The 21,047-nt window shown below is 42.8% G+C and carries 19 protein-coding genes; 14 read left to right on the forward strand and 5 right to left on the reverse strand.

Annotated features, from left to right (window positions below; translation table 11 throughout):
* Positions 1-90 precede the first annotated feature (90 nt).
* From AB4263_RS03365 to AB4263_RS03390, 6 genes are all read left to right on the forward strand, one after another.
* Entirely contained in the window at positions 91-1,689 is a 1,599-nt protein-coding gene (locus tag AB4263_RS03365; protein ID WP_372097504.1) for a bifunctional aspartate transaminase/aspartate 4-decarboxylase, read from the forward strand.
* A gap of 206 nt (positions 1,690-1,895) precedes the next feature.
* Positions 1,896-2,753 carry a pyridoxal kinase PdxY gene (gene pdxY / locus AB4263_RS03370; RefSeq protein WP_372097506.1) on the forward strand — a complete coding sequence of 286 codons (858 nt, stop codon included), beginning with the start codon at positions 1,896-1,898 and terminating at the stop codon, positions 2,751-2,753.
* Between the two features lie 213 nt (positions 2,754-2,966).
* A complete protein-coding gene (locus AB4263_RS03375) occupies positions 2,967-4,139 on the forward strand; it encodes a patatin-like phospholipase family protein (protein ID WP_372097508.1) in 1,173 nt (390 codons plus the stop codon).
* Positions 4,140-4,156: 17 nt separating this feature from the next.
* Entirely contained in the window at positions 4,157-4,582 is a 426-nt protein-coding gene (locus tag AB4263_RS03380; RefSeq protein ID WP_372097509.1) for a hypothetical protein, read from the forward strand.
* A gap of 158 nt (positions 4,583-4,740) precedes the next feature.
* Positions 4,741-5,646 carry a LysR family transcriptional regulator gene (locus tag AB4263_RS03385; RefSeq protein ID WP_016767437.1) on the forward strand — a complete coding sequence of 302 codons (906 nt, stop codon included), beginning with the start codon at positions 4,741-4,743 and terminating at the stop codon, positions 5,644-5,646.
* 261 nt (positions 5,647-5,907) lie between these two features.
* Complete coding sequence (locus AB4263_RS03390; RefSeq protein WP_372097510.1) at positions 5,908-7,062, forward strand: BamA/TamA family outer membrane protein; 1,155 nt, start codon at positions 5,908-5,910, stop codon at positions 7,060-7,062.
* Between the two features lie 83 nt (positions 7,063-7,145).
* Here the strand turns inward: AB4263_RS03390 and AB4263_RS03395 are convergent, their stop codons facing one another.
* The 3 genes from AB4263_RS03395 to AB4263_RS03405 form a co-directional block, all read right to left on the reverse strand.
* A complete protein-coding gene (locus AB4263_RS03395) occupies positions 7,146-7,703 on the reverse strand; it encodes a PhnA domain-containing protein (RefSeq protein WP_017060062.1) in 558 nt (185 codons plus the stop codon).
* 228 nt (positions 7,704-7,931) lie between these two features.
* Positions 7,932-10,412 (reverse strand): VolA/Pla-1 family phospholipase, encoded by a 2,481-nt coding sequence (locus AB4263_RS03400; protein ID WP_372097511.1) that lies wholly within the window; start codon positions 10,410-10,412, stop codon positions 7,932-7,934.
* A gap of 18 nt (positions 10,413-10,430) precedes the next feature.
* A complete protein-coding gene (locus AB4263_RS03405; protein WP_372097513.1) occupies positions 10,431-11,684 on the reverse strand; it encodes an outer membrane protein transport protein in 1,254 nt (417 codons plus the stop codon).
* Between the two features lie 358 nt (positions 11,685-12,042).
* On the opposite strand from AB4263_RS03405, the gene AB4263_RS03410 reads away from it, so the two are divergent.
* Positions 12,043-13,125, forward strand: coding sequence for a site-2 protease family protein (locus AB4263_RS03410; protein ID WP_017060065.1), 1,083 nt, complete (start codon positions 12,043-12,045; stop codon positions 13,123-13,125).
* A 136-nt stretch (positions 13,126-13,261) separates the two neighbouring features.
* Here the strand turns inward: AB4263_RS03410 and AB4263_RS03415 are convergent, their stop codons facing one another.
* Positions 13,262-14,050, reverse strand: coding sequence for a M48 family metallopeptidase (locus AB4263_RS03415; protein ID WP_017060066.1), 789 nt, complete (start codon positions 14,048-14,050; stop codon positions 13,262-13,264).
* Positions 14,051-14,189: 139 nt separating this feature from the next.
* Here AB4263_RS03415 and AB4263_RS03420 point away from each other — a divergent pair, with 139 nt between their 5' ends.
* From AB4263_RS03420 to AB4263_RS03440, 5 genes are all read left to right on the forward strand, one after another.
* Positions 14,190-14,615, forward strand: coding sequence for a hotdog fold thioesterase (locus AB4263_RS03420; protein WP_017060067.1), 426 nt, complete (start codon positions 14,190-14,192; stop codon positions 14,613-14,615).
* Positions 14,616-14,710: 95 nt separating this feature from the next.
* Positions 14,711-14,944, forward strand: coding sequence for a DUF3389 domain-containing protein (locus AB4263_RS03425; protein ID WP_017064605.1), 234 nt, complete (start codon positions 14,711-14,713; stop codon positions 14,942-14,944).
* A 154-nt stretch (positions 14,945-15,098) separates the two neighbouring features.
* Positions 15,099-16,790: an SgrR family transcriptional regulator gene (locus AB4263_RS03430; RefSeq protein ID WP_017069657.1), complete on the forward strand. Its 1,692-nt coding sequence runs from the start codon at positions 15,099-15,101 to the stop codon at positions 16,788-16,790.
* A 48-nt stretch (positions 16,791-16,838) separates the two neighbouring features.
* A complete protein-coding gene (locus tag AB4263_RS03435) occupies positions 16,839-17,744 on the forward strand; it encodes a DMT family transporter (protein ID WP_372097515.1) in 906 nt (301 codons plus the stop codon).
* Positions 17,745-17,765: 21 nt separating this feature from the next.
* Positions 17,766-18,017: a hypothetical protein gene (locus AB4263_RS03440; RefSeq protein ID WP_017060071.1), complete on the forward strand. Its 252-nt coding sequence runs from the start codon at positions 17,766-17,768 to the stop codon at positions 18,015-18,017.
* 125 nt (positions 18,018-18,142) lie between these two features.
* On the opposite strand, the gene AB4263_RS03445 is transcribed toward AB4263_RS03440, so the two are convergent.
* Complete coding sequence (locus tag AB4263_RS03445; protein ID WP_372097517.1) at positions 18,143-18,751, reverse strand: DUF2238 domain-containing protein; 609 nt, start codon at positions 18,749-18,751, stop codon at positions 18,143-18,145.
* A 201-nt stretch (positions 18,752-18,952) separates the two neighbouring features.
* On the opposite strand from AB4263_RS03445, the gene AB4263_RS03450 reads away from it, so the two are divergent.
* Both AB4263_RS03450 and AB4263_RS03455 read left to right on the forward strand, forming a co-directional pair.
* Entirely contained in the window at positions 18,953-19,792 is an 840-nt protein-coding gene (locus AB4263_RS03450; protein ID WP_017060073.1) for an isopenicillin N synthase family oxygenase, read from the forward strand.
* Between the two features lie 575 nt (positions 19,793-20,367).
* On the forward strand, positions 20,368-20,988 hold the full coding sequence (locus AB4263_RS03455; protein ID WP_029235437.1) for a DNA-J related domain-containing protein: 621 nt from the start codon (positions 20,368-20,370) through the stop codon (positions 20,986-20,988).
* Positions 20,989-21,047 lie beyond the last annotated feature (59 nt).

A 21,047-nucleotide genomic window follows, 5' to 3' on the forward strand; every position in this document is an offset into this window, starting at 1 on the left:
TCAAAAATAGGGTAGGCCTGAATAATCACGCTTAAGTAAAACACTTTATTTAATTACAAGTGTTTAATATTAAATTATTAGGTAAATATTATGACTACACAAAATACAAATATCGACTTTTCAAAATTCGCTGATTTAAGCCCATTTGAATTAAAAGACAAATTAATTGAAGTGGCGCAAGCAGTGCCAGACCGTGCACTTCTTGATGCAGGTCGTGGTAACCCTAACTTCCTAGCAACGCTACCTCGTAAAGCATTCATCCGTCTTGGTGAGTTTGCGGTAGCAGAAGCAGAGCGTAACTACGCTTACCTAGGTGGTGATTTCGGTGGTATCCCTGATGGCGTCGGCATCGTTGAGCGTTTCGACACGTTCGCAAGCCAATATGCAACAGACAAAGGCGTTGATTTCCTACGTCGTGCACTAAGCTACGCAAAAGACCGTCTAGGCATCGAAAAACAAGCGTTCCTAAACGAGCTTGTACTGGCTTACCTTGCGTGTAACTACCCAGTGCCACCACGTATGCTAGTGAACATCGAGAAAGTGGTTAAACAATACATCGCAGAAGAGATGTACGGCCCAATGCCAATGACGACTAACTTTGACCTGTTCGCAACAGAAGGCGGCACTGCGTCAATGACGTACACGTTCGCAACCATGTTCAACAATGGTCTATTGAAAAAAGGTGACAAAGTTGCGCTAATCACGCCAATCTTTACCCCTTACCTAGAAATCCCAGAGCTTTCTGAGTACGAACTAGAGATCGTTGAGCTACGCCTTGATGAGACCACTTGGCAGCTACCAATGTCTGAAATCGAAAAACTGGCAGATACAGACATCAAACTGCTTTGTGTTGTTAACCCAGCAAACCCAGCATCAGTTAAATTCTCTGATGAAACACTGGATAACCTAGCAAACTTCGTCAACGAGCAGCGTAAAGACCTATTCATCATCACAGATGACGTGTACGGCACATTCGCAGATGAGTTCGTTTCTCTGTTCGCAAAACTACCGTATAACACACTATGTGTTTACTCATTCTCTAAATACTTCGGTGCAACAGGCTGGCGTCTAGGCACTATCGGTATTCACGATGAGAACGTGTTCGACGATACACTTCGCTCATTCAGTGAAGTGACACAGTGCCAATTGGACGACCGTTACAAAACGCTAACTCCAGAGCCACGTGACATCAAATTCATCGACCGTATCGTTGCTGATAGCCGCAGCGTAGCCTTGAACCATACTGCAGGTCTGTCTCTACCACAACAAGTACAAATGGCGATGTTTGCATTAACTTGTCTAATGGACTCAGAAGGTCGCTACAAAGCCGCTTGTAAACGCATCATCCGTGAGCGCTACACAACGCTTTACAAAAACATGGGTGTAGCAATCGAAGAGAACAAAGACCGTGTGGATTACTACACACTACTAGAGCTAGACACGCTAGGTGGCAAACTTTACGGTCAAGAGTTTGTCGACTGGTTCAAAGCTAACGAGAAAGGTAAAGACTTCCTATTCCGTCTTGCTCACGAAACCGGCGTAATCTTACTACCTGGTAAAGGTTTCGACACAGTACACGCATCAGTACGTGTATCACTAGCGAACCTTACTCACCACGAGTACGAGCTAATCGGCCGTGAAACACGCACTGTATTGGATGAGTACTTCGCTGAGTTTCAAGACGCATAAGTTCAAGTCTGGCTTAGAATCAAATACATGATTTAAAGCCGATGACGTCCAACTCATTAAGAATAAGCCTCGGCGATGTCGAGGCTATTCCGACCAAATAAGCACAGTGGTTAGATCGATAAAACTTCCTATCTTGATGTTCCGTTGTGTTTATTTAGTCGTCTTATCCAAGTATTCAAATCCATTTCAAACTGAAAGAGCGACGCATGAAAAGCATTATTTCTATTCAATCTCACGTGGTTTACGGGCATGCAGGAAACAGTTCTGCGGTTTTTCCAATCCAAAGAATGGGACTCGATGTGTGGCCAATCCACACTGTTCAGTTCTCTAATCACACTCAATATCAACAAGGTTGGACCGGGCAAACATTCGGCTCAGATGATATTCGAAACTTGATTCGAGGCTTAGACAACATCAACGTACTGAAAGACTGTTGTGCGATCCTATCGGGTTATCAGGGAAGCGCAGACCAATGTAAAGCGGTTGCCGAGTCGGTTAATTTAGTTAAAGAAAAGAACCACAGTGCACTCTATGTTTGTGACCCTGTAATGGGTGACCCAGATAAAGGTTGTATCGTTGAGGATGGCGTTAGAACCGCCATTACTAAACACTTGCTTCCTATAGCCGATGTTATAGTGCCAAACCAATTTGAACTAAGTGAATTGACCGGCATTAAAATCCTCTCCCTTTATGACGCGGTTACAGCATGTAAGAAAGCATTGGAGCTTGGTCCAAAGATGGTGCTCGTGAAGCATCTTCACTCATTACCCGATGACGCGTTCAGTATGATTTTAGCAACGAAAAAGGCATGTTATTTAGCCCAACGACCGAACATTGAATTTGCTCAACAACCGGTTGGTGTCGGTGACCTTATCTCTGGCCTGTTTACCGCAGGGTTAATAAAGAGAATGTCTCCCGTAGCTGCATTCCGACATGCAAATAACGCGGTCTATGGTGTGTTGGAGCTAACTAAAAGCTATGGCACTTGGGAGCTACAAACAATCAATGCACAATATGAATTTGTAGAGCCTACCCACGATTTCAACGTGGTCAAAATCGGGTAGAGCGTTTAACTCCGATAGTGGTGGAGGGTGTACCTATTCGATGGGTCGCATCCTACAAACGAGATTACGAGCTAAGACTAAACCTAGCTATATTACTCCCAGAAAGAGACGGACTTCACTTTATCCCTATTTATTAACTTCTCTGTTTATAGCTGTTCTTTTGATTAAACAGAGTCTCTGAATCATTTTAGATAACATTAAATGAGCCTAATTATGAACCGTCTAATTTCCTCGGGTTTTACCGTTGCTTTGTCATTACTTGTAGTGGCATGTAGCTCACCCCACACGTTGGATGTACGCGTACACAAAGACAATTACAAAGAAGTGGTTGTAGAAGAAGCGATATCAGTAAAAGAGCCATTGCGTATGTGGGCGAGTGAGACCCCAGACTTCTTATACTCTCCAATCGATCAAACAACGCCAATTAAAGTGTCAGGTGAGCAACTAAATATCTTAGCTTTGTCAGGAGGCGGCGCGAACGGAGCCTTTGGAGCCGGTATTTTGATAGGGCTGGAAGAATCTGGCCAATTGAAAGACTACTCAATAGTTACTGGCATCAGTGCAGGAGCGCTAATGGCACCATTTGTATTCATCGGCGGAGATGCATTTCCGAAGATGAAGGAGGTGATGTTAAACATCAATGACAAATCAGTGCTCGGCAAAAAGAACTTTTTAAACACCGTGTTTAAAGATGCTTTTACTGACGGTAAAAACTTGAATCAATTTATCGCTCAGGCGTTCCCTGAACCGATGATCGAGCAAATTGCTGCGCGACACCGCAACGGTAAGCGTTTGTTTATTGGTAGCACACACTTTGATTCTGGAGAGCTTGTCATTTGGAATGTGGGCGCAATTGCAAATAGTGACATGCCAGATAAGTCTGAACTTATATATAAGGTTTTAGCAGCAAGTGCTTCTATTCCTGGAGTCTTCCCACCGCAGTTTATCAATGTGAAGTACGAAGGTAAAAGTTATGAAGAACTTCACGTCGATGGTGGTTTAGCCGCTCAAGTATTTTTCAATCCATCTAACTTCGACTATCAGCAGATCTCAGATGCTCTTGGGTTAGAAAAACCACCACAGCTCGATGTTATTCGAAATGGAGCACTGAAAGCGCCGTACCACTCGCTGAGAGATAAGGGTCTAGATTTAGTAGCAAAGAGCGTATCAAGCCTGACTCTTGCTCAAACACGTGGTGATTTATATCGAATGAAATACATCTGTGAAATCAACAACATTGATATGCAATTTACTTACATCGAGCACGACTTTGGTTACGCCAAACGAACCAAAGACATGTTTGATGAACACTATTTATTAACCATATACGAATATGGTTATCACAAAGCAACTCAGGGCAAACCTTGGGTAACAGAATTACCTTAATTTAGGGATATCGTAAAATGAATAAAACAGTTTTAGCGCTACTTATCATGGCAACGTCTAGCGCTGCCATGGCACAAAATGTGACCTCAATGGAACAGCAAAAAGTCGATAACGACATGCTACAACTGGCCGACGTTCAACAACAAGCGGCGTTGTTCATGGTTGAAGAAAATTCAGACTACGTGGAGATTGACTACATTGGTCAGTGGGTTGACGTGAACAATTACGTCACACACAAAGAAGCTAAAGAACGCCAGCTTCAAAAGACCACCAAGAAATACATTTACTCGCAAACAGGTGAAACTCTAGAATCCATCGAGCAGAGAATTGCTGAGCATATTCAAGTGGACCAACCTAGATATTTCAGTGTCGATGTTTACCGTAATTACCACGGTGATTCTGGGGACTTTAACTATCTAGCTCGAATTATCGAATACATTTAAGTTATTCGTTTGACATCAACGATAAAACCTACTAGCTTAAGTAGGTTTTTTTGTTTCAAATTGACGAATTATTTTCACTAATATTATTCTGACAAAGTAGATATTTCGCCAACCTGTGATAATTTAAATACATAACGATTAAAAGTAAGCACAACAACATGAATTTCAGCATTGAACAACTTCTCGCGTTCGTTACCGTTTATGACCAACTCTCTTTCAGCAAGGCAGCAGTCAAGCTTAACAAGCACAGAACGACAATCGGGCAGGTTATAACTAACCTTGAAGACCAACTCGCGGTAAGCCTATTTGAAAGGGTTGGACGCTCTGTAAAGCCGACAGAAGATGGTCATCATCTTTACCACTACGCTAAGCAAACGATTGAACAGGCACGCACTTTCGACAAGGTAGCCTTGAGCTTGTCTTATGGCGGTTTGGAAAACATTACTTTTGCTTATTCAAGTGTGATACCTCATCAAATCCTTGTGGATATTCGAAAGAAGTTGCGTCGTGATTTCCCGATGATGCGAGTGAATTTTCTTGTACGAAATAAAAAAGACATTAAGCAAGGCCTTCAGAGCGGTGAGTATCATTTTGGATTGGTCAACGTGCATGACAGTCGTGGAATACACAGTTTTGATGCCACCTTTTTAGGCCATATAGAATTTTTTCCTTTCGTTCAAAAAAATGGTGAGTTTTCATCTTTGGCAAAAGAAGATGTACTTTTAGCGCTAAGAAATGCGAAGCAGTTTGTCTTAAAATCCTTCATTGAAGAAGGAATGTCCGAAAAAATAACCGTTAGTTCTGACAATGAAGAAGTCGACCAATTAGCGCTAGTTATCAAAATGGTTGAAGCAGGTCTAGGATGGGCACTTCTACCAAAAACGTTCGCTCATTCTGAATTTTCGCATTACGACATCGAACCTATACAATCGTCTGAAATGGAACAAGGATTTAAATTTGGCTTTGCACTATGGTGCCCTCATTCTAAACAAATTAGCGAAGTTAAGTCATCAGTATTATCAGTTATCAAAGAAAACGTAGAGCGATTGCTAAAGCGAGATTAATGAACCAATAACACAGTTTACTTGTTCACAGAGGCTCATTTATATGAGCCTTTTTCGTATTTGTCATCTTTAGAATGATTTGATTTTGTAGGGCTAGATCCTCCATATGAGAGTAGGGCAATACCACAGTTTGACCTATTCTAACCTTGTCGATTAAGGACCCCTTTATTGGCAATAAGTGTTTAATTTCTATGTTTATTGCAAGGAAGCAAACTTTCGGCCGGGTTTTATTACCCGGCCTTTTTTATTGAGGCCAATCTTATGAATCGCTGCGGCGGCTTTGCTCTTTTTTCTTACTCTTTGCTTACGATAACACCTTCCTTTGCATCGTTTTATGATCCTGTTGATAATCAATTTGATATGGGACATCACATTGCAGAAAATGCAACGGGGTTTTTACCTATACCTATACTAATTACCGAGCCAGCGGTTGGTTATGGTGGTGGTGTTGCTGGGTTGTTTTTACACGAGGGCGAAGAAGAAAAACGAATCCGTAAAGAAGCAGCGTTAAAGGCTATTGATGGTGGTGCGCAGTTAGTACCCTCAGCAATGTCAGTAGTGGGCGCAGTAGGGACAGAGAACGAAACTTGGTTTGTATTTGGTGGCCATAGACGATCTTGGATGAATGATTCCATTCGTTACATAGGAGGCGGCGGCTTTGGTGTTGCGAATTTGGATTTGTACACATCAATCAACTGGGGCCCCATAGATCATGACCTTAGAATAGGCACGTCAACTTCGGTAGCCGTACTTTCACAAAAGGTGCAGTTCCGGATTGGGCATACGCCTTGGATGTTGGGAATAAAGCAGTTATTAGCTAAGTCTGAGATTGAATTTGATAACATGGTTTTAGACCGAATTTTGGGTAACGAATCGGTTACTTCTGGTTTAGGGTTGGAGGCTGAATATGACACAAGAGATAATTTATTTTATCCAACCAAAGGTTACAAATTGTCTGCAGATTACATGGTGTACGACGATGCGATTGGCAGTGATTACAATTACCGAAATTTGAACATAGATGGCGAAGCCTATATCCCAATTGCCAATAAATGGACGTTAGGCTTGGCTGCAAATTATCAAAGCTTCGAACAGCAAGACCTGTTTGTATCACCCACAGCGAAACCGTACGTGTCGTTACGCGGGGTGTCATCTTATCGGTACCAAGGAGATGAGATTGAAACAATTCAAGGCCAATTGACGTATAGCATCACTCATCGTTGGAAGGTGTCTGGGTTTTACGGTTCAGGGGTTGCAAAGCAAGATAACGGCATAAGCCACGACAGTACCGTCAATGCCGGAGGTGTCGGCTTTCGATACCAAATCGCGAGACGTTACGGTTTGCACCTTGGGATGGATTATGCGCAAAGCCATGAAGAACGCGCTATCTACTTTAACGTAGGCAGTGGTTTCTAGAACAACGGAATAGGTTAAATTTTTCCAAGAAAAAAGGCGCTAATTAGCGCCTTTTCGTTTTCTATCACTTTCTTACAGTAAGATTACTTCTTACGGCAGAACTCAGCGATTACGTACATTGATTGACCGCCGTTTGTTTTACCAGAAACAAGCTTAGGATCGTCACCAACGCTGATACCACGAATAACAGTACCTTGCTTAATCACTTGGTTAGTACCTTTGATTGGCAGGTCTTTGATTACTGTTACGTCGTCACCTTTCTTAAGTTCAACGCCATTCACATCAAGAGGCTTGTCATCAGCAGACATGCCGATTTGTGCCCAAACTGATGTTTCTTCTTCAAGGTACATCATGTCTAGCGCGTCCTGAGCCCAGCTTTCTGTGTTCAGACGAGTAAGTTGACGCCATGCCGTTACTTGAACTGGCGCTTCCTGGCTCCACATGCTGTCAGTCAGACAACGCCAGTGGTTGATATCTTTAGGATCGTCAATCTCACCAAGACATTTGTCACATACCATGATGCCGTGATCCACTGTTACGTGGCTGTGTGGCGGCACTGCGTATGCAGTAAGAGAAGAATCAGAACCACATAGTTCACATTTAGATTGGCAGCGTTCTAGCATAGTAGCTTCAGAAGACATAATGGACTCACATTTATTAGGTATTAAATTACGGGGCTATTATCCACTTTATTTACAATAAAGAAAGAGGTCGTACGGTATTCTGTCTTGATTAATTTTAGCTGAGATCAACCATTTGTGTTTTAAAGTTTTATGCAAACGGTCAACTAGGGGACTTGTTCGAACGACAGATACAAAAATGCCAGCGGTTAGGCTGGCATTTGGTTAAATTAAATTTTGCTCATGCGCTTACTTACTCGCATCTAACAAGCCAGCGGTTACGCTTGCAATGCCAGTACCTTGCGACAAGGTAAATTGTACAATTTGTGAGGTCATTTCTGCGTTGGCTGCTGCATCACCAGCATTTTGCTGAGAAATTACAGTGGAGTGGTCTGCTTCTGAAGATGCTTTGTCAAAATACGAAGCCAGCTTGTCTCCCGAAGAGTCCAGTGCAGTATTAACCAAGGATAACTTTTTAAACAGGGGTTCGGTACCTGCTGTTGGAAACTCAGCGACCGAGTTTGGTATCGTTTCGTCACCATTCGCTTGAATACCAAGCACAGGTCCCGTAGTTGTAGATGCAATATTATATGGGTCAACGTTATCTAGAACTGTTTGCGCAGCATAAGTGAATGAAGTAAGGATCGAGTCGATTGTCGCTTTGACTGCTTTGTCTGAAGCTGAAGCACTATCATTACTTAGGGCTGTGTAGTATTCATTAAAGCAATCACCGCCTGACTTACTGACTGGCACACAGTTACTTACATAATGTGCTTGGTACTCGGTTACACTTGATAGGCTCACGGTGTGCTTAATCTCAGGAGAAAACGAGCCTGACTTAAGCAAGAAAGGGGCAATGCCACCACCTGGGTTAGCAAGTGTTGCACTTGTATAACTAAACATAGAATCAATAGCAGGGTTCAACGAACTGTTACCAACGGTATAAGAGCTGATACCTGTAATCGCCCCGATAGAATGCCCAAATAGAGACACATTCGTTTTGTCGAGGCTACTAAATGCTGCATCAGTAGCAGAATTTAACGCAAAACGAACTCCAAGACCATCAATGGCGCTCTGACGGATGTTATCTCGTGCAACAGGTAAATACTCAAGATTCATGTATACAGTAGGTGTTGTTGGTGTCGTAACAATATCTGCACTTAGTGCTCGTTGACCATGAAGCGGTTGGTCGATTGCGATGATAGCGTAGGGCTTGCTACTTAAACCTCCAGCAATATGTTGAATTGCAAATGCATAAGCACTCTCCTTCAAGTTAGTGATACCGTGTTGATATTGAAGAATTGGCAAATCGTTACCGATCAATGTTCCTTCAGGGACAAACATAATGAACGGTACTGACTTTACTGAGCGAATTTGCGGTACTGCGCTGTATTTAGTCATAACCCTAGAGCTATCCAATTGCTCTCCACTCGCAAGAGTTAACTTTTCTCCAATGAGTAATTGTTGGTACTCTGCTTGATATAGTTGAGTCGCAGGTTCAGTAATCCCGATACCTGCCAGCTGTGTAGCGATGGCTGTTTTGTCCGAGTCACTTCCTGAGCTGAGTACATTCAAGATAGTTAAAACACTAGGCATCGCACTGCGCCAAGGCGTTGTTTTCCACGCATTGTTAGTTAACGAATCTGACAGGAAGTACGGTAATTCAACTGTTCCTCGATACACTTGAATAGAAGCTGCTGCTGGTGTTGAAAAGTTAGTGTTATAACCCGCAGCTAATTGTGTTGCAGCATCGTCACCAAATGCACTCTTAAACATCGCGTCAGCTTGTACAGCTGTAGCAAAATCCTGTTTCGTTCCATCAACTGTAAATGTATACAGCTTGTCGAGATCAGCTTCCGAAATACTATTTGGATTCGCTAGGTTCTTCCATATATCAGACGGGGTAACTGCGGGGCTAACTGTTTGTGCAATTGCAGCTTTGGTCCCGTTCATAACGTTACCTGCCGACGCAGTAGTAAACCAAGATGAGTATATGATTTCATCTGAGCTTGATACAGAACCATAGCCAGCGAACAACGCTTCAACTTGATGGATGATTTTCTGTGGTAAATCGAGCGAGCCTGCTTGGTCAATATCTGTCGTTTTTAAAGATGCGTAAGAGCTTGATGTTCCAAGTGGTTCATCTGCACTATCAACAATTGAGTCAGTTAATGCGTAGATGTAGTCAGAGCTAGGGTCTAACCCCTTAAGAGGCAAAATATTAATGGTTTTGAAGTCGCTGGATACCACTAAGTAGTCAACACCAGCTGTTAGCTCAGTAAAGTTAGACATAACCCCTGTACTCAGATCAACATCCACTTTAGCGACTTTTACGCCAGCATTTAAGTGTTCGCTAAACGGTGTCGCCCCATTCATTACGACATCGTTCTTCAGCGTTCTATCACTTGGAAGATTCACATTAACAGTGAACGGCATGATAGTACTCCAACCATCAGCTTCCCCCATGGCTACTTTTGGATCATTCAATAAACCCGTTGAATTTGCATCTAACGGAATGTTTAACGTGTGATCGTTGGTATCGAATAGAAAAAAAGACGGGAGAGGAATATCTGCTTCAGGGCCTAGGAGTGTAAAGCTGACTTTTGAGCTTCGTTCCAAGGATTGTTCGATAGCATCAGAATAGATAGATCCTGAGCTTTCACTATTATCACCACATCCAGCAATTAGTAATGCCGAGCATACGAGAGATAAAGAAAATTTGTTGTTCATGTAATTGTTCCCGTACGGTTAGTTGAAGGTATAGTTTAGTTGGATCGCAGAAAGGTAAGCAGCGCCTTCAGCATCAAATGTTAACTTGTCATCGGCAGCATCAGTTTCTGTGAATGAACCACTTTTACTTTGCACGAGAGCAAATGCAGCATCGACAGTCATGTTTTCAGAAACTGCGTAAGTTAAACCCGCTGAATACCACATCCGATCGCTGTCTGGGATACTTAACGTTGCTTCACCTGCTTGTTCGTCATATGCCAAACCTGCACGTAAAGTCCAGTTTTGGTTAACCGTGTAAGTAGCACCTACAGACCATCTCTGATTGTCTTCGTAATGTTCGGTTTTTAAGAAACATTCATTGTTTTTACAATCTGAACTAGTGGCTTTTAACTCTTTGAACTTACTCCACTTAGTTAACTGCCAACCATAGTGTATTGCCCAAGCATCGTTAAGTTGATGAAAAGCAGATAATTCGAAGATATCGGGCAGTTCAATTTCTAGACGCCCTGTGGTTTTACCAGGAGCGCCGTTTTCCATTTTTAGACCTGTGTAATCAGTGAACTCACCGTCATCAAAGTCGAGTTCAACGGATGAGCGGTAACCAAACCCAAAACGGTTGTACTCGTTCAGTTCATATAACGCACCTACATTCCAACTAAAAGCAAAAGTCTCACCAGTCATCGAGATTAGTTTGTCACTTGGTGAGCCACCAACAGGAAGGCTGCCTTTGTGTCTGTTGAGCTCGGCCTCTGCATAAACAAAGTTAACTCCAGCTCCAACACTAAAACTATCGTTAACTCTGTACGCGATATTTGGATTTAAGTTGACTGAAATTAGTGATGTGTCACCTGCCAAATCACCAGCATAAATATCATCTGGGTAATCAGTGGCTACTCCGTAAGTCGTGAACATGCCAATTCCCCAAGCCCATTTGTCGTTGATAGGACTAATGTAATAAGCAGCAGGGACAATTTGTAAAGGAGCTACATCTGATGATTTTTGGTTGAAGTCGTTGTCATTGATTTTGGTTTGAGTAACGTCTACCTCGGGATCAACGATAGAAACCGCGCCTGAAAATTGGGCTGTATCAAATAGGGTCATTGCGGCGGGGTTTCTCGCTAGTACACTCGCGTTATCAGCTACTGCACCTTCACCTGAAAAGGCACGACCAAGACCTGAGGCAGAATGCTCAGCAACTTGGAAACCAGCCGCAAGTGAGTTACATGCAAATAGTACTGAAAGTGAAACGAGAGAGCGTTGTATTGTTTTCATCCTTGACCCTCCTAGGGCATCGAATTTCGTTATTATGGTTTGAAAACACACTGAGCATTTTTGGTGTTGAAGCTCTAATGTAAATGGCATGTTAAATTCATGTTTTATATAAAGTCAAAGAAAGAGTTGTTATTTTGTGAGGTTATGTTTTAAAGGGGCGGCACTTTAACATCGATAATATAAGTATAATCAATAATTTATTCGTGGTTGGAGGTGTGACCAGAGTGTTTATGCATCGTTGCGGTATAAATAGTGTTCAATAGCTCAATATGTAACAACTTTGTTTCTGTTTACCACCATTCGCTAAATCGGCATAATATCGACACTCGTTAGAAGTCATTAAATTGGAATTTTAAGTTTGGAATTACTCGCGATAGAGTTTCTTGGTAAACCGCTTCGTTTAGAGGGGTCAATGGCAGGGTGGCAACAGTTGTATTGGGACAACACTCTGGTATCTCAATTAGATGCGACCACAGACCAAGAAGACGCCCGAAAACACGAATTTACACTACGCGCTGGCGAAGAAACGTTGCAGTGTCACGTTGAATCGACCGTTCAGTGGCAACCGTTTGAGATGACGTATAAAGCGTCGGTGAATGGGCAAACCATTACCGAAGGCAATCGAAACACCAAAGATATTGAACAACAAACTCCTGTTGTCGCTCCTAAACCAGAGAAGCGTTTTAGCTTAATTGGGTTGGTGTCGCTTGGTATGAAAGCGCTTAAAAGCGCCAAGCTAATCAAGGTCGTACTTGCTTCTGCGAGTTTAGCGGCCTATTCATGGTTGTTTTCAATTCAGTTCGCTTTGGCCTTAATCGCCTGTTTAATGTTCCATGAGTACGGTCATATTAGAGCGATGAAATACTTCGGCATGAAAACCAAAGGGATCTATTTGATACCATTTCTTGGTGGCTTGGCGTTATCCGATGAAAAGATTAATACGCGTTGGCAAGATGTGGTTATCTCAATCATGGGGCCATTGTTCGGCCTGATATTGTCGTTAGTATTTATGGTGCTGTATTGGGCGACTGGCGAAATGTTCTTTGCCGGCCTTGCAGTATTTAATGCTCTATTAAACCTGTTCAATCTATTGCCGATTTTGCCTCTCGATGGCGGACATGTTCTTAAAAGTATCAGTTTCTCGATGAACAGTGTGCTTGGCATTGTACTTTGTGTCGCGGCTGCCGTTGCTGGTGTGGTATTGAGTTATCAGTTGAATTTAACCCTGTTTGGTTTCTTATTGATCATGGGCAGTGTTGAAATACTGTTTGAATGGAAAGGACGTCATCACAGTCACTTGTTACCGTTAGACAAATACGGGCAAGTCGTGTCGTTCGTTTGGTATGTAGGTTTAGTGAGCAGTTTGATTGGTGTTATCTGGTATTTTGCATCTACTGGTGATCAGCTATTAAGCCTACCATTACAAATTCTTGGTACTTAACGAGTGAGTTTCTGTTGTTGGAATTATCCAGCTGCTTAGTGCACTTGAACTGTTAGCAAGCAAGAAACTGAAAATGCCCTAACCAATATGGATAGGGCATTTTGTATTTACACCAGCTAGGCGATTCTTACTTAGATTACGCTTTGCAATTTGGTCTTGGTGAACCTGATTGAGGAAGCGTTTTTATCGTTGCTTGTAGATCTTTAATACGCGTACTGTGGGAAGGGTGCGTAGAAAGCAACTCTGGCGGTTGATTACCCCCTGATGCTTTCGCCATGTTTTGCCACAAGTTGACACTTTGGTTTGGATCGAAACCTGCTTGAGCCATATACTCTAAACCAACAACATCGGCTTCAGACTCTTGAGTTCGCCCATACGGTAGAATAACGCCATATTGAACGCCTAACCCTAACGCGGCCATCGTCATACCTTGATACTGTTTGTATTCTGATGCACCTAACGCAACGTTAGTAATAGATAAGCCCGTATTAGCGATTTGAGACTGAGAAAGGCGCTCATTACTGTGGTCCGCTAAAACGTGTGCCACTTCGTGACCGATAACCGTCGCGAGTTGGTCTTGATTGACTGCAACCTTGAGTAACCCTGTGTATACACCGATTTTTCCGCCAGGTAGGGCGAATGCGTTCACTTGATCACTATCAAACACAACAACTTCCCATTCACTAAAACCTTGTTTAGGAATATATTGAGTGATGCTGTTCGCTACGCACTGTACATAAGCGTTAGTTTTGGCATCTTTGCTGATGGGTTGTTCTTTTTTCATTTGTTCAAAAGACTGTGCTCCAAGCTGAGACATGTCTTTATCTGAAAAAAGCAGCAATTGGTTTCTGCCTGTCGGAGAAGCGCTACACGCGGTTAGGCCTGCAAGTGTGAGAAGCGAGGCAAACTTCATCCATGACGTCATACAATATCCTCTGTGTATTCGGTTTTTATGCATGTTAACATCAACTTGCGTAATAGCTAAGGGCTGTAAGATAACTAACAGCGGTAATATAGAAAAAAGCTATGCACGCGATAACAAGATCAATAATTAAGGAACCTATATGAGTATTTGGAAAAAGCCCGTTGACCTAGATACCTTCAACGCGACCTCAAAAAATACCTTAATTGAACACCTCAACATTGTTTACACCGAAGTAAATGACAATTCTTTGGTAGCAACCATGCCGGTTTGTCACTTTACGCACCAACCACTGGGTATGCTTCATGGCGGCGCATCGGTTGTGCTAGCAGAAACGCTTGGCTCATTGGCTGCAAACTTCTGCGTACCAGAAGGCTATTATTGCGTTGGGCTCGATATCAATGCGAACCACGTAAGGTCAATGCGTGAAGGGCATGTCATTGGTACTGCTGAGCCTATTCACTTGGGCGTCTCTACTCAAGTATGGCAGATCAATATCACTGATGATCGTCAACGCTTAGTTTGTACCAGCCGTTTAACCATTGCCGTTAAGAAACATAAGCGATAACAGACTAGGCAGTCGTACGCTGGTTTTGTCTTTAGAAGAAGTAATCAGTACTTAGAACAAGCAATCAGTATTTAAAGAAGTAACCCGAGAAGCCCATGGTCATAACGTTTAAAAGTGGAAAAGTCATCGCAACCGCACATGAATTGGTTGTTCGTTTAGATGGGGAGCATAGAGTCACGCTGCAAGCCCAAGTTGATGCAATTCAATTGATCGGAAAAGGGGCAAATGTTATTTCAGCTAACGGTTCTGAGTGTAAATGGTCGATAAAACTAGACGATGAACAGCAGCTCCGTGAAATCGCCAATGAAATTGGCTGCGATGTGATGTAATCCTATACTGTAAAAGCACTTACCCCTTCAGATTGAATAACATCTTAGGATGTCGTACTCAATAATTCACAATAAAATCGTGTCAGTAATATTGATTTTACGCCATAAAATAGGGAAACTGAATTCAATGTCTTTTGAATAAGTTTTCCTCTTTATGAGCAGCCCAAGACTTCGCGTTCAATTTGAAACCCTGTTTGAATACTTCGATGGTAAAGATTCTGATGTTCAACTCGACGACATCACGGATGTGCTTTGTTGTACCCGTCGTAATGCCCGAATGGTACTCAACAAGCTTGAAGAAGAAGGGTGGGTAGAATGGTTACCTGCAGCAGGTCGAGGAAAGTTATCTCAACTTATCTTTAAACAGAATCGTTGTGATGTCAGCGAGAACTTAGCAAGACGCTACTTGCAGGAAGGAAAAATTGGACAGGCGCTGTCAGTGCTTGATCACAATGCTGCCAAACTCACGCAAGTTATTCAAAACTACTTGGGCGTACAGTATCAAGAAGGCGAACAAGTTATTCGTTTGCCTTATTACCGGCCGCTTTCAATGCTTAACCCAACCAAATCGATGCGTCGTTCAGAGCAACATATCGCTTGTCAGGTATTCAGTGGGTTGACTCGTCTAGATGAGAATGACCAACTTCAACCCGATCTTGCTCATTCATGGCAAAAAATCAGCGATTACCAATGGCGATTCTTCTTGAGACCCGGTGTTCGTTTCCATAACGGGGAACCTCTGTTAACCAATCATGTTGTGGATACACTGCTTGCACTCGAACCTCTCAACATGTTTTCGCATATCAAAGATGTCTCTTCACCTGCAAATTGTGTAGTAGATGTTTTTCTCACACGTCCAGACAAGTATTTTCCCCTCGCACTAACGGAATCGGTCGCTAAAGTCACATTACCGATCACTTTACGTGGTGAAGACTACGATATTCGACCGATTGGAACGGGACCTTATCGCATTGAAAAGAACGACGAGAAACAACTCGTGTTAACCGCTTTCAATGGGTACTTTGGTTTCAGACCGTTAATTGATCGCGTTGAAGTTTGGGTGGTGGATGAGGCTTATTCTTCAATGGTTTACCCAAGCCTATCTAAGCCTGTTATGGCCGACCGTGGCGATAGCGATGAAGTAGAACTCGATCCTGGTTGCACGTATTTACTGCTCAATAGAAAGAAGGGTATTGCACAAGATCCCGCATGGGCACAGTTTTTATCTAACGCGTTGAATGCGGCGGATCTGTTTGTTCATATTCCAAAAGAGACTGTTATCGATTTGGGCGTGTTACACGCTTATGGGATAAAACCCGGTTGGTATGACATAAAGTTAAAAGTGCCCGTTTGTCCACCAGCAGATTCGAAGCCTACCATAAGATTAGCGTATCAATGCCAACACCCAATGTTCCCAACGCTTGCAAAGGCGATTGTCACGGTGCTGAAGCAATACAACGTCGATGTTGATCTTTACGGTTACGAAACCGATCCTCCGCACGCCGATGATGTTGATGTTTGGATTAACCCTATGGGCATCGCCAATAACAGAGACGACGCCTTGGCTGGCTGGTTAATGGACTACAGTTTTCTTGATGAATCTAGCCCGGCAGAAGACTTCGACCAATGGTGTCACATGATTGACCGTTGGCGTTCTGGTGAATTCGAGCAATTCCCAGCAAGACAGTTAGGTAAACAACTAGTCCAAAGCAATCAATTGATCCCGATGTTCCATTGCTGGTTAGGCGTCAATAAAGATCAATGTGGTACGTTGCAAAACGCGAAATGTAATGCATTAGGTTGGTTCGACTTTAGCCAAGTTTGGGTGAAGCCTGACGTTGATTGAAATCCAAGAAAACTCAATTAGGACCAAATAACTCATTTAGGAAAAACGATGCAAACTCTGATGGTTACATTTATTACGCTGGTGGCATTTGCTGCTAATTCAGTTCTGTGTCGCTGGGCCTTAATGGATCAAACGATCGATCCTTTGAGCTTTTCGATCGTTCGCATCTTATCTGGTGCGCTTACGCTTTTGATTTTATTAGTTTTATCTTCCCAATCTAAAGCTAAAAGTGAGTTAGCAAGTAACACATCGCTATACACAAAGCTCAAATCACAGTTTCAACTCACATCAATATTGTCACTGCTCGTGTATATGTTTGGTTTTTCGTTTGCTTACTTAGAGCTTGGCGCAGGTCTTGGTGCTCTGGTGTTGTTTGTCGCGGTGCAATTTACGATGATTGCCGCGCACTTGTTTTCTGGCAACAGAATGTCATTGATTGAATGGGGCGGATGTTTGTTATCGGTAGCAGGGCTTGTTTATTTATTAATGCCAACGGAATCGACACAGGCACCTGATTTAGTTTCTATTATCTTGATGTCTCTGGCCGGAGTTGGGTGGGGCATTTACACATTGGCAGGAAAGACATCGTCAAACGCACTGCAATCGACCACCGCTAACTTTGGATTCAGTTCGCTAGTTATCCTTTTGGCATTAAGCTTGTTAGTTTTGATTCCTAATGCGTTAACGCAAGTGTCTATCACTGAACAAGGTTTGATTTACGCGGTTATATCGGGCTCTGTGGCTTCTGGTGTGGGTTATAGTTTGTGGTATTACGTGGTGAAAAAGCTGAATACCGTGGTGGCGTCTATTGCACAGCTTTCTGTTCCAGTTATCGCAACACTTGGTGGTGTATTACTGTTATCTGAACCTGTCACCATGCAATTTATAGTCTCATCAACCGTTATACTTCTAGGGATAAGCTTGGTTCTTGTCGCCCCTAAACTTAAGAAATAAAGAGTTCAATCATTAACTTCTATGGCTAAACCAAACAAGAAACAACCGACCAAGACGGTTCAGATTTTCTGTGCCAAATGTAAAACGCAGCTTTTTAAGTATCGGAAAGGTGGCAAAGGTGCACTCGTGAAATGTTTTAAGGAGCGTATCGTTGAAGATTTCACGACAAAACCATGTGTGTGCCCTGAATGCGGGATTGAATTTGCGCGAGACACTTTGGTTCGAGGTACGCCAGCCTACAAGTTTGTTGGTGGCAAGGTAACGATGAAATAACCTGTCACGATGAAACGACCAGTCATATTAAAACGAGCAAACAATGCTGAAACTAAAAATGCCACAGCACGGTTTGTGTGTGGCATTTCAACATTGCTTTTGATACTCAGAGTAAAGAATTGAGCTCAGTAAGCTCTGACACGCCATTGAAGCTTAAGAAGTAATAGCGAGACAATTGCGCCCGTGGTGTCACACAGCATATCTTTCTGTGCATCCCAAATATCACCTTGTGAGCCAAGGAACGCGATACCTTCATCACCACCTGCAATCTCCGCGTACCACCACTCGATAATTTCATAACCTGCAGCCACACTCATGATCGCAAATAGCGCAAAGAAACATGCCAGCACCGGTTGAGCCAGTTTTTTACGAATCAAGTACTCAGCGAGTGGGTAAGCATAAAGGCCAATTGAGAAATGCGCGACACGATCAAAGTTATTACGCTCAGAACTTATCATGTTGTTGAACCAATCAAATGGCACTTCTGCGAAGGTATATTTCGCGCCTATCGTATGCAAAATTAGCCAGATAAACATTAAAACGTAAGCTGTCTTAGTGAAGGTGAGCTTTGTTGATAACCACCAGATTCCCAACAATATCGCAAGCGCTGGGACAATTTCGGCAATCCATACCGCTCTTGAAGAGGGAGCAAACGCTGAAAATAGAAACACAGTCAGATACAGCGTCGTCAATGACAGCAATGGTCGATTTTGAGCAAGTGGCGTGATTGTCATATCAAGATCTCTCGTCGAAGTTTTTAATAGTGTTACACAATAATGAACAGTGTTCAATTGGGTCTTAATCACCAGATTTGTTGAAAAGTGGTGTTATCGCCCAGTATCTAGACAAACGGTTGCTAGAGTTTCACAAAAGTTTGATTTACAACAAAGCGATCCTTAAAATCGCTCTATTACTACATAACAAGAAAGAAAGTCATGAAACTGGAAACTGTCGATTACCTTGCTGACGACGCAGCAGAACAATTTGTTCGCTCTCTACGTGAAACTGGTTTTGGTGTTCTTAAGAACCACCCAATCCCGAAAGAGCTTGTTGAGTCAATTTACGAAAACTGGTACCAATTCTTCATCTCTGAAGAGAAAGAGAACTTCCACTTTAATGTTGAAACACAAGATGGATATTTTCCACCTTCAGTGTCTGAAGTTGCTAAAGGCCACACTGTAAAAGACATCAAAGAGTACTTTCACGTATACCCTTGGGGCCAAATCCCTGAACAGCTGAAAGAACAGATTCTAGATTACTACCAACGTGCGAATGCTTTTGCTCAAGAGCTGCTAGGTTGGGTTGAAGCTCATGCTCCTAAAGAAGTACAAGAGAAATTCTCTATTGCGTTATCAGAAATGATCAACGGCAGTGAACAGACTCTGCTTCGTGTTCTTCACTACCCACCAATGCAAGGTGATGAAGAGCCAGGTGCAATCCGCGCTGCGGCACACGAAGACATCAACTTACTGACGGTTCTTCCTGCTGCAAGCGAGCCGGGCCTTCAAGTTAAAGCTCAAAATGACGAGTGGCTAGATGTTCCATGTGACTTCGGTAACATGATCATCAACATCGGTGACATGCTTCAAGAAGCATCTGGTGGTTACTTCCCATCGACAACTCACCGTGTAATCAACCCATCAGGTGAACGCCAAGAGAAGTCTCGTATCTCTTTGCCTCTATTCCTTCACCCGAAACCAGAAGTAGTGCTATCTGAAAAGTACACAGCAAACGAATACCTAATGGAACGTCTAAGAGAGCTTGGCGTTATCTAGTCAGTTCAATGCTTCGTCCCTAAAATTGGGATAGATGTGAAAGGTCAGCTAAGTCGCTGACCTTTTTTGTATCCGTACCAAAGAATTGCGGCTTTATTACTAGGGCGTGTTGATCTTTCGAGCTGATTTTTGAAGCGAGTTGTTGGGTATTTATACAAGGCAGAGGCATCGATGTGTAGCTAGCCTACATGAGAAGCCGATAACGTAGTAGAAATGACCAGCAAACGCTGCCCGAAGGGTTCGGCTAAAAGCGTTTTACTCTTTGTTGAGGGAGATTTGCTTAGAATGACTAGGCTACTTCTCCCTCGCCGCGATTAAAACGCTTTTATCTCGAACAAAATTTAACCGCGAAAGGTCAACACGCCCTAATGGTTGCATTCAACGAAATGGTACTCAGTTTTGACGATAAAAGGTGCCTTTAAGCCAAACGTTAGAAAGTTGTTTGTCCTTAAGCTCGACAAATCTTAGAAAATCGCTTTCAATTAAAGAAGATACGCAACGGATGCGAAACAGGTTACTTATAGTATCCACAGTTCTAGAAATCCATTAATTCAGAGAAGCTAACTGAGTCAACTATGTCGAATTATCAAGATGTGAGAGCAAACTTTCATTGCCATATGGAAAACCCATTGCTTTGGCCGATAATGGAAGTGCTTAAGCAAAAGCCAAGCGGATGGAAAGTACACACATTGGCAGCTCATCTGAACGATCTTGGGTTTGTGCCAGTGTTGGATGCTGTGCCTGAGAAAGAGTTGTTTAAAAAGAACTTCCTTATCATGAATGCGCTTTATCAGCTTCAAGAAACCTTACACCCAGATGGTTGGCTCCAAGTCCAAGCGATGGACATCGAATTGATGAATGGTCGTTATCACGGAAGCAGTCACAGCATCGATCATCAAGACCCACTTCGAGAATACTACATTAATTGGGTTAACTATGAAGCGGATGAAGGTGAAGTCAAAAGGCTGTTGAACGAATTTTGGACTCGGTATAGAAAGTATGTGGGTGGTGATGAACTCGATATGGATCGAAGTCGAGCATTGAACCTGTTTGAGTTACCTTTAGACGCGACACACCATGAAATTAGAAAACGTTGGCGACAACTGGCATTGAGATGGCATCCGGACAGAGACGAAGGCAACACCGCAAAATTTCAGACGCTCTGTGAAGCATGGCATGTATTAAGAAGCTCATAATCGACAGGCATTTTTAGCTGTCTAATTGCTTAGAACCCTAAAACAGAAAGCCCCACATT

This window comes from Vibrio sp. 10N.261.55.C5, from assembly GCF_041470505.1.
Classification (GTDB): Bacteria; Pseudomonadota; Gammaproteobacteria; order Enterobacterales; family Vibrionaceae; genus Vibrio; species Vibrio crassostreae_C.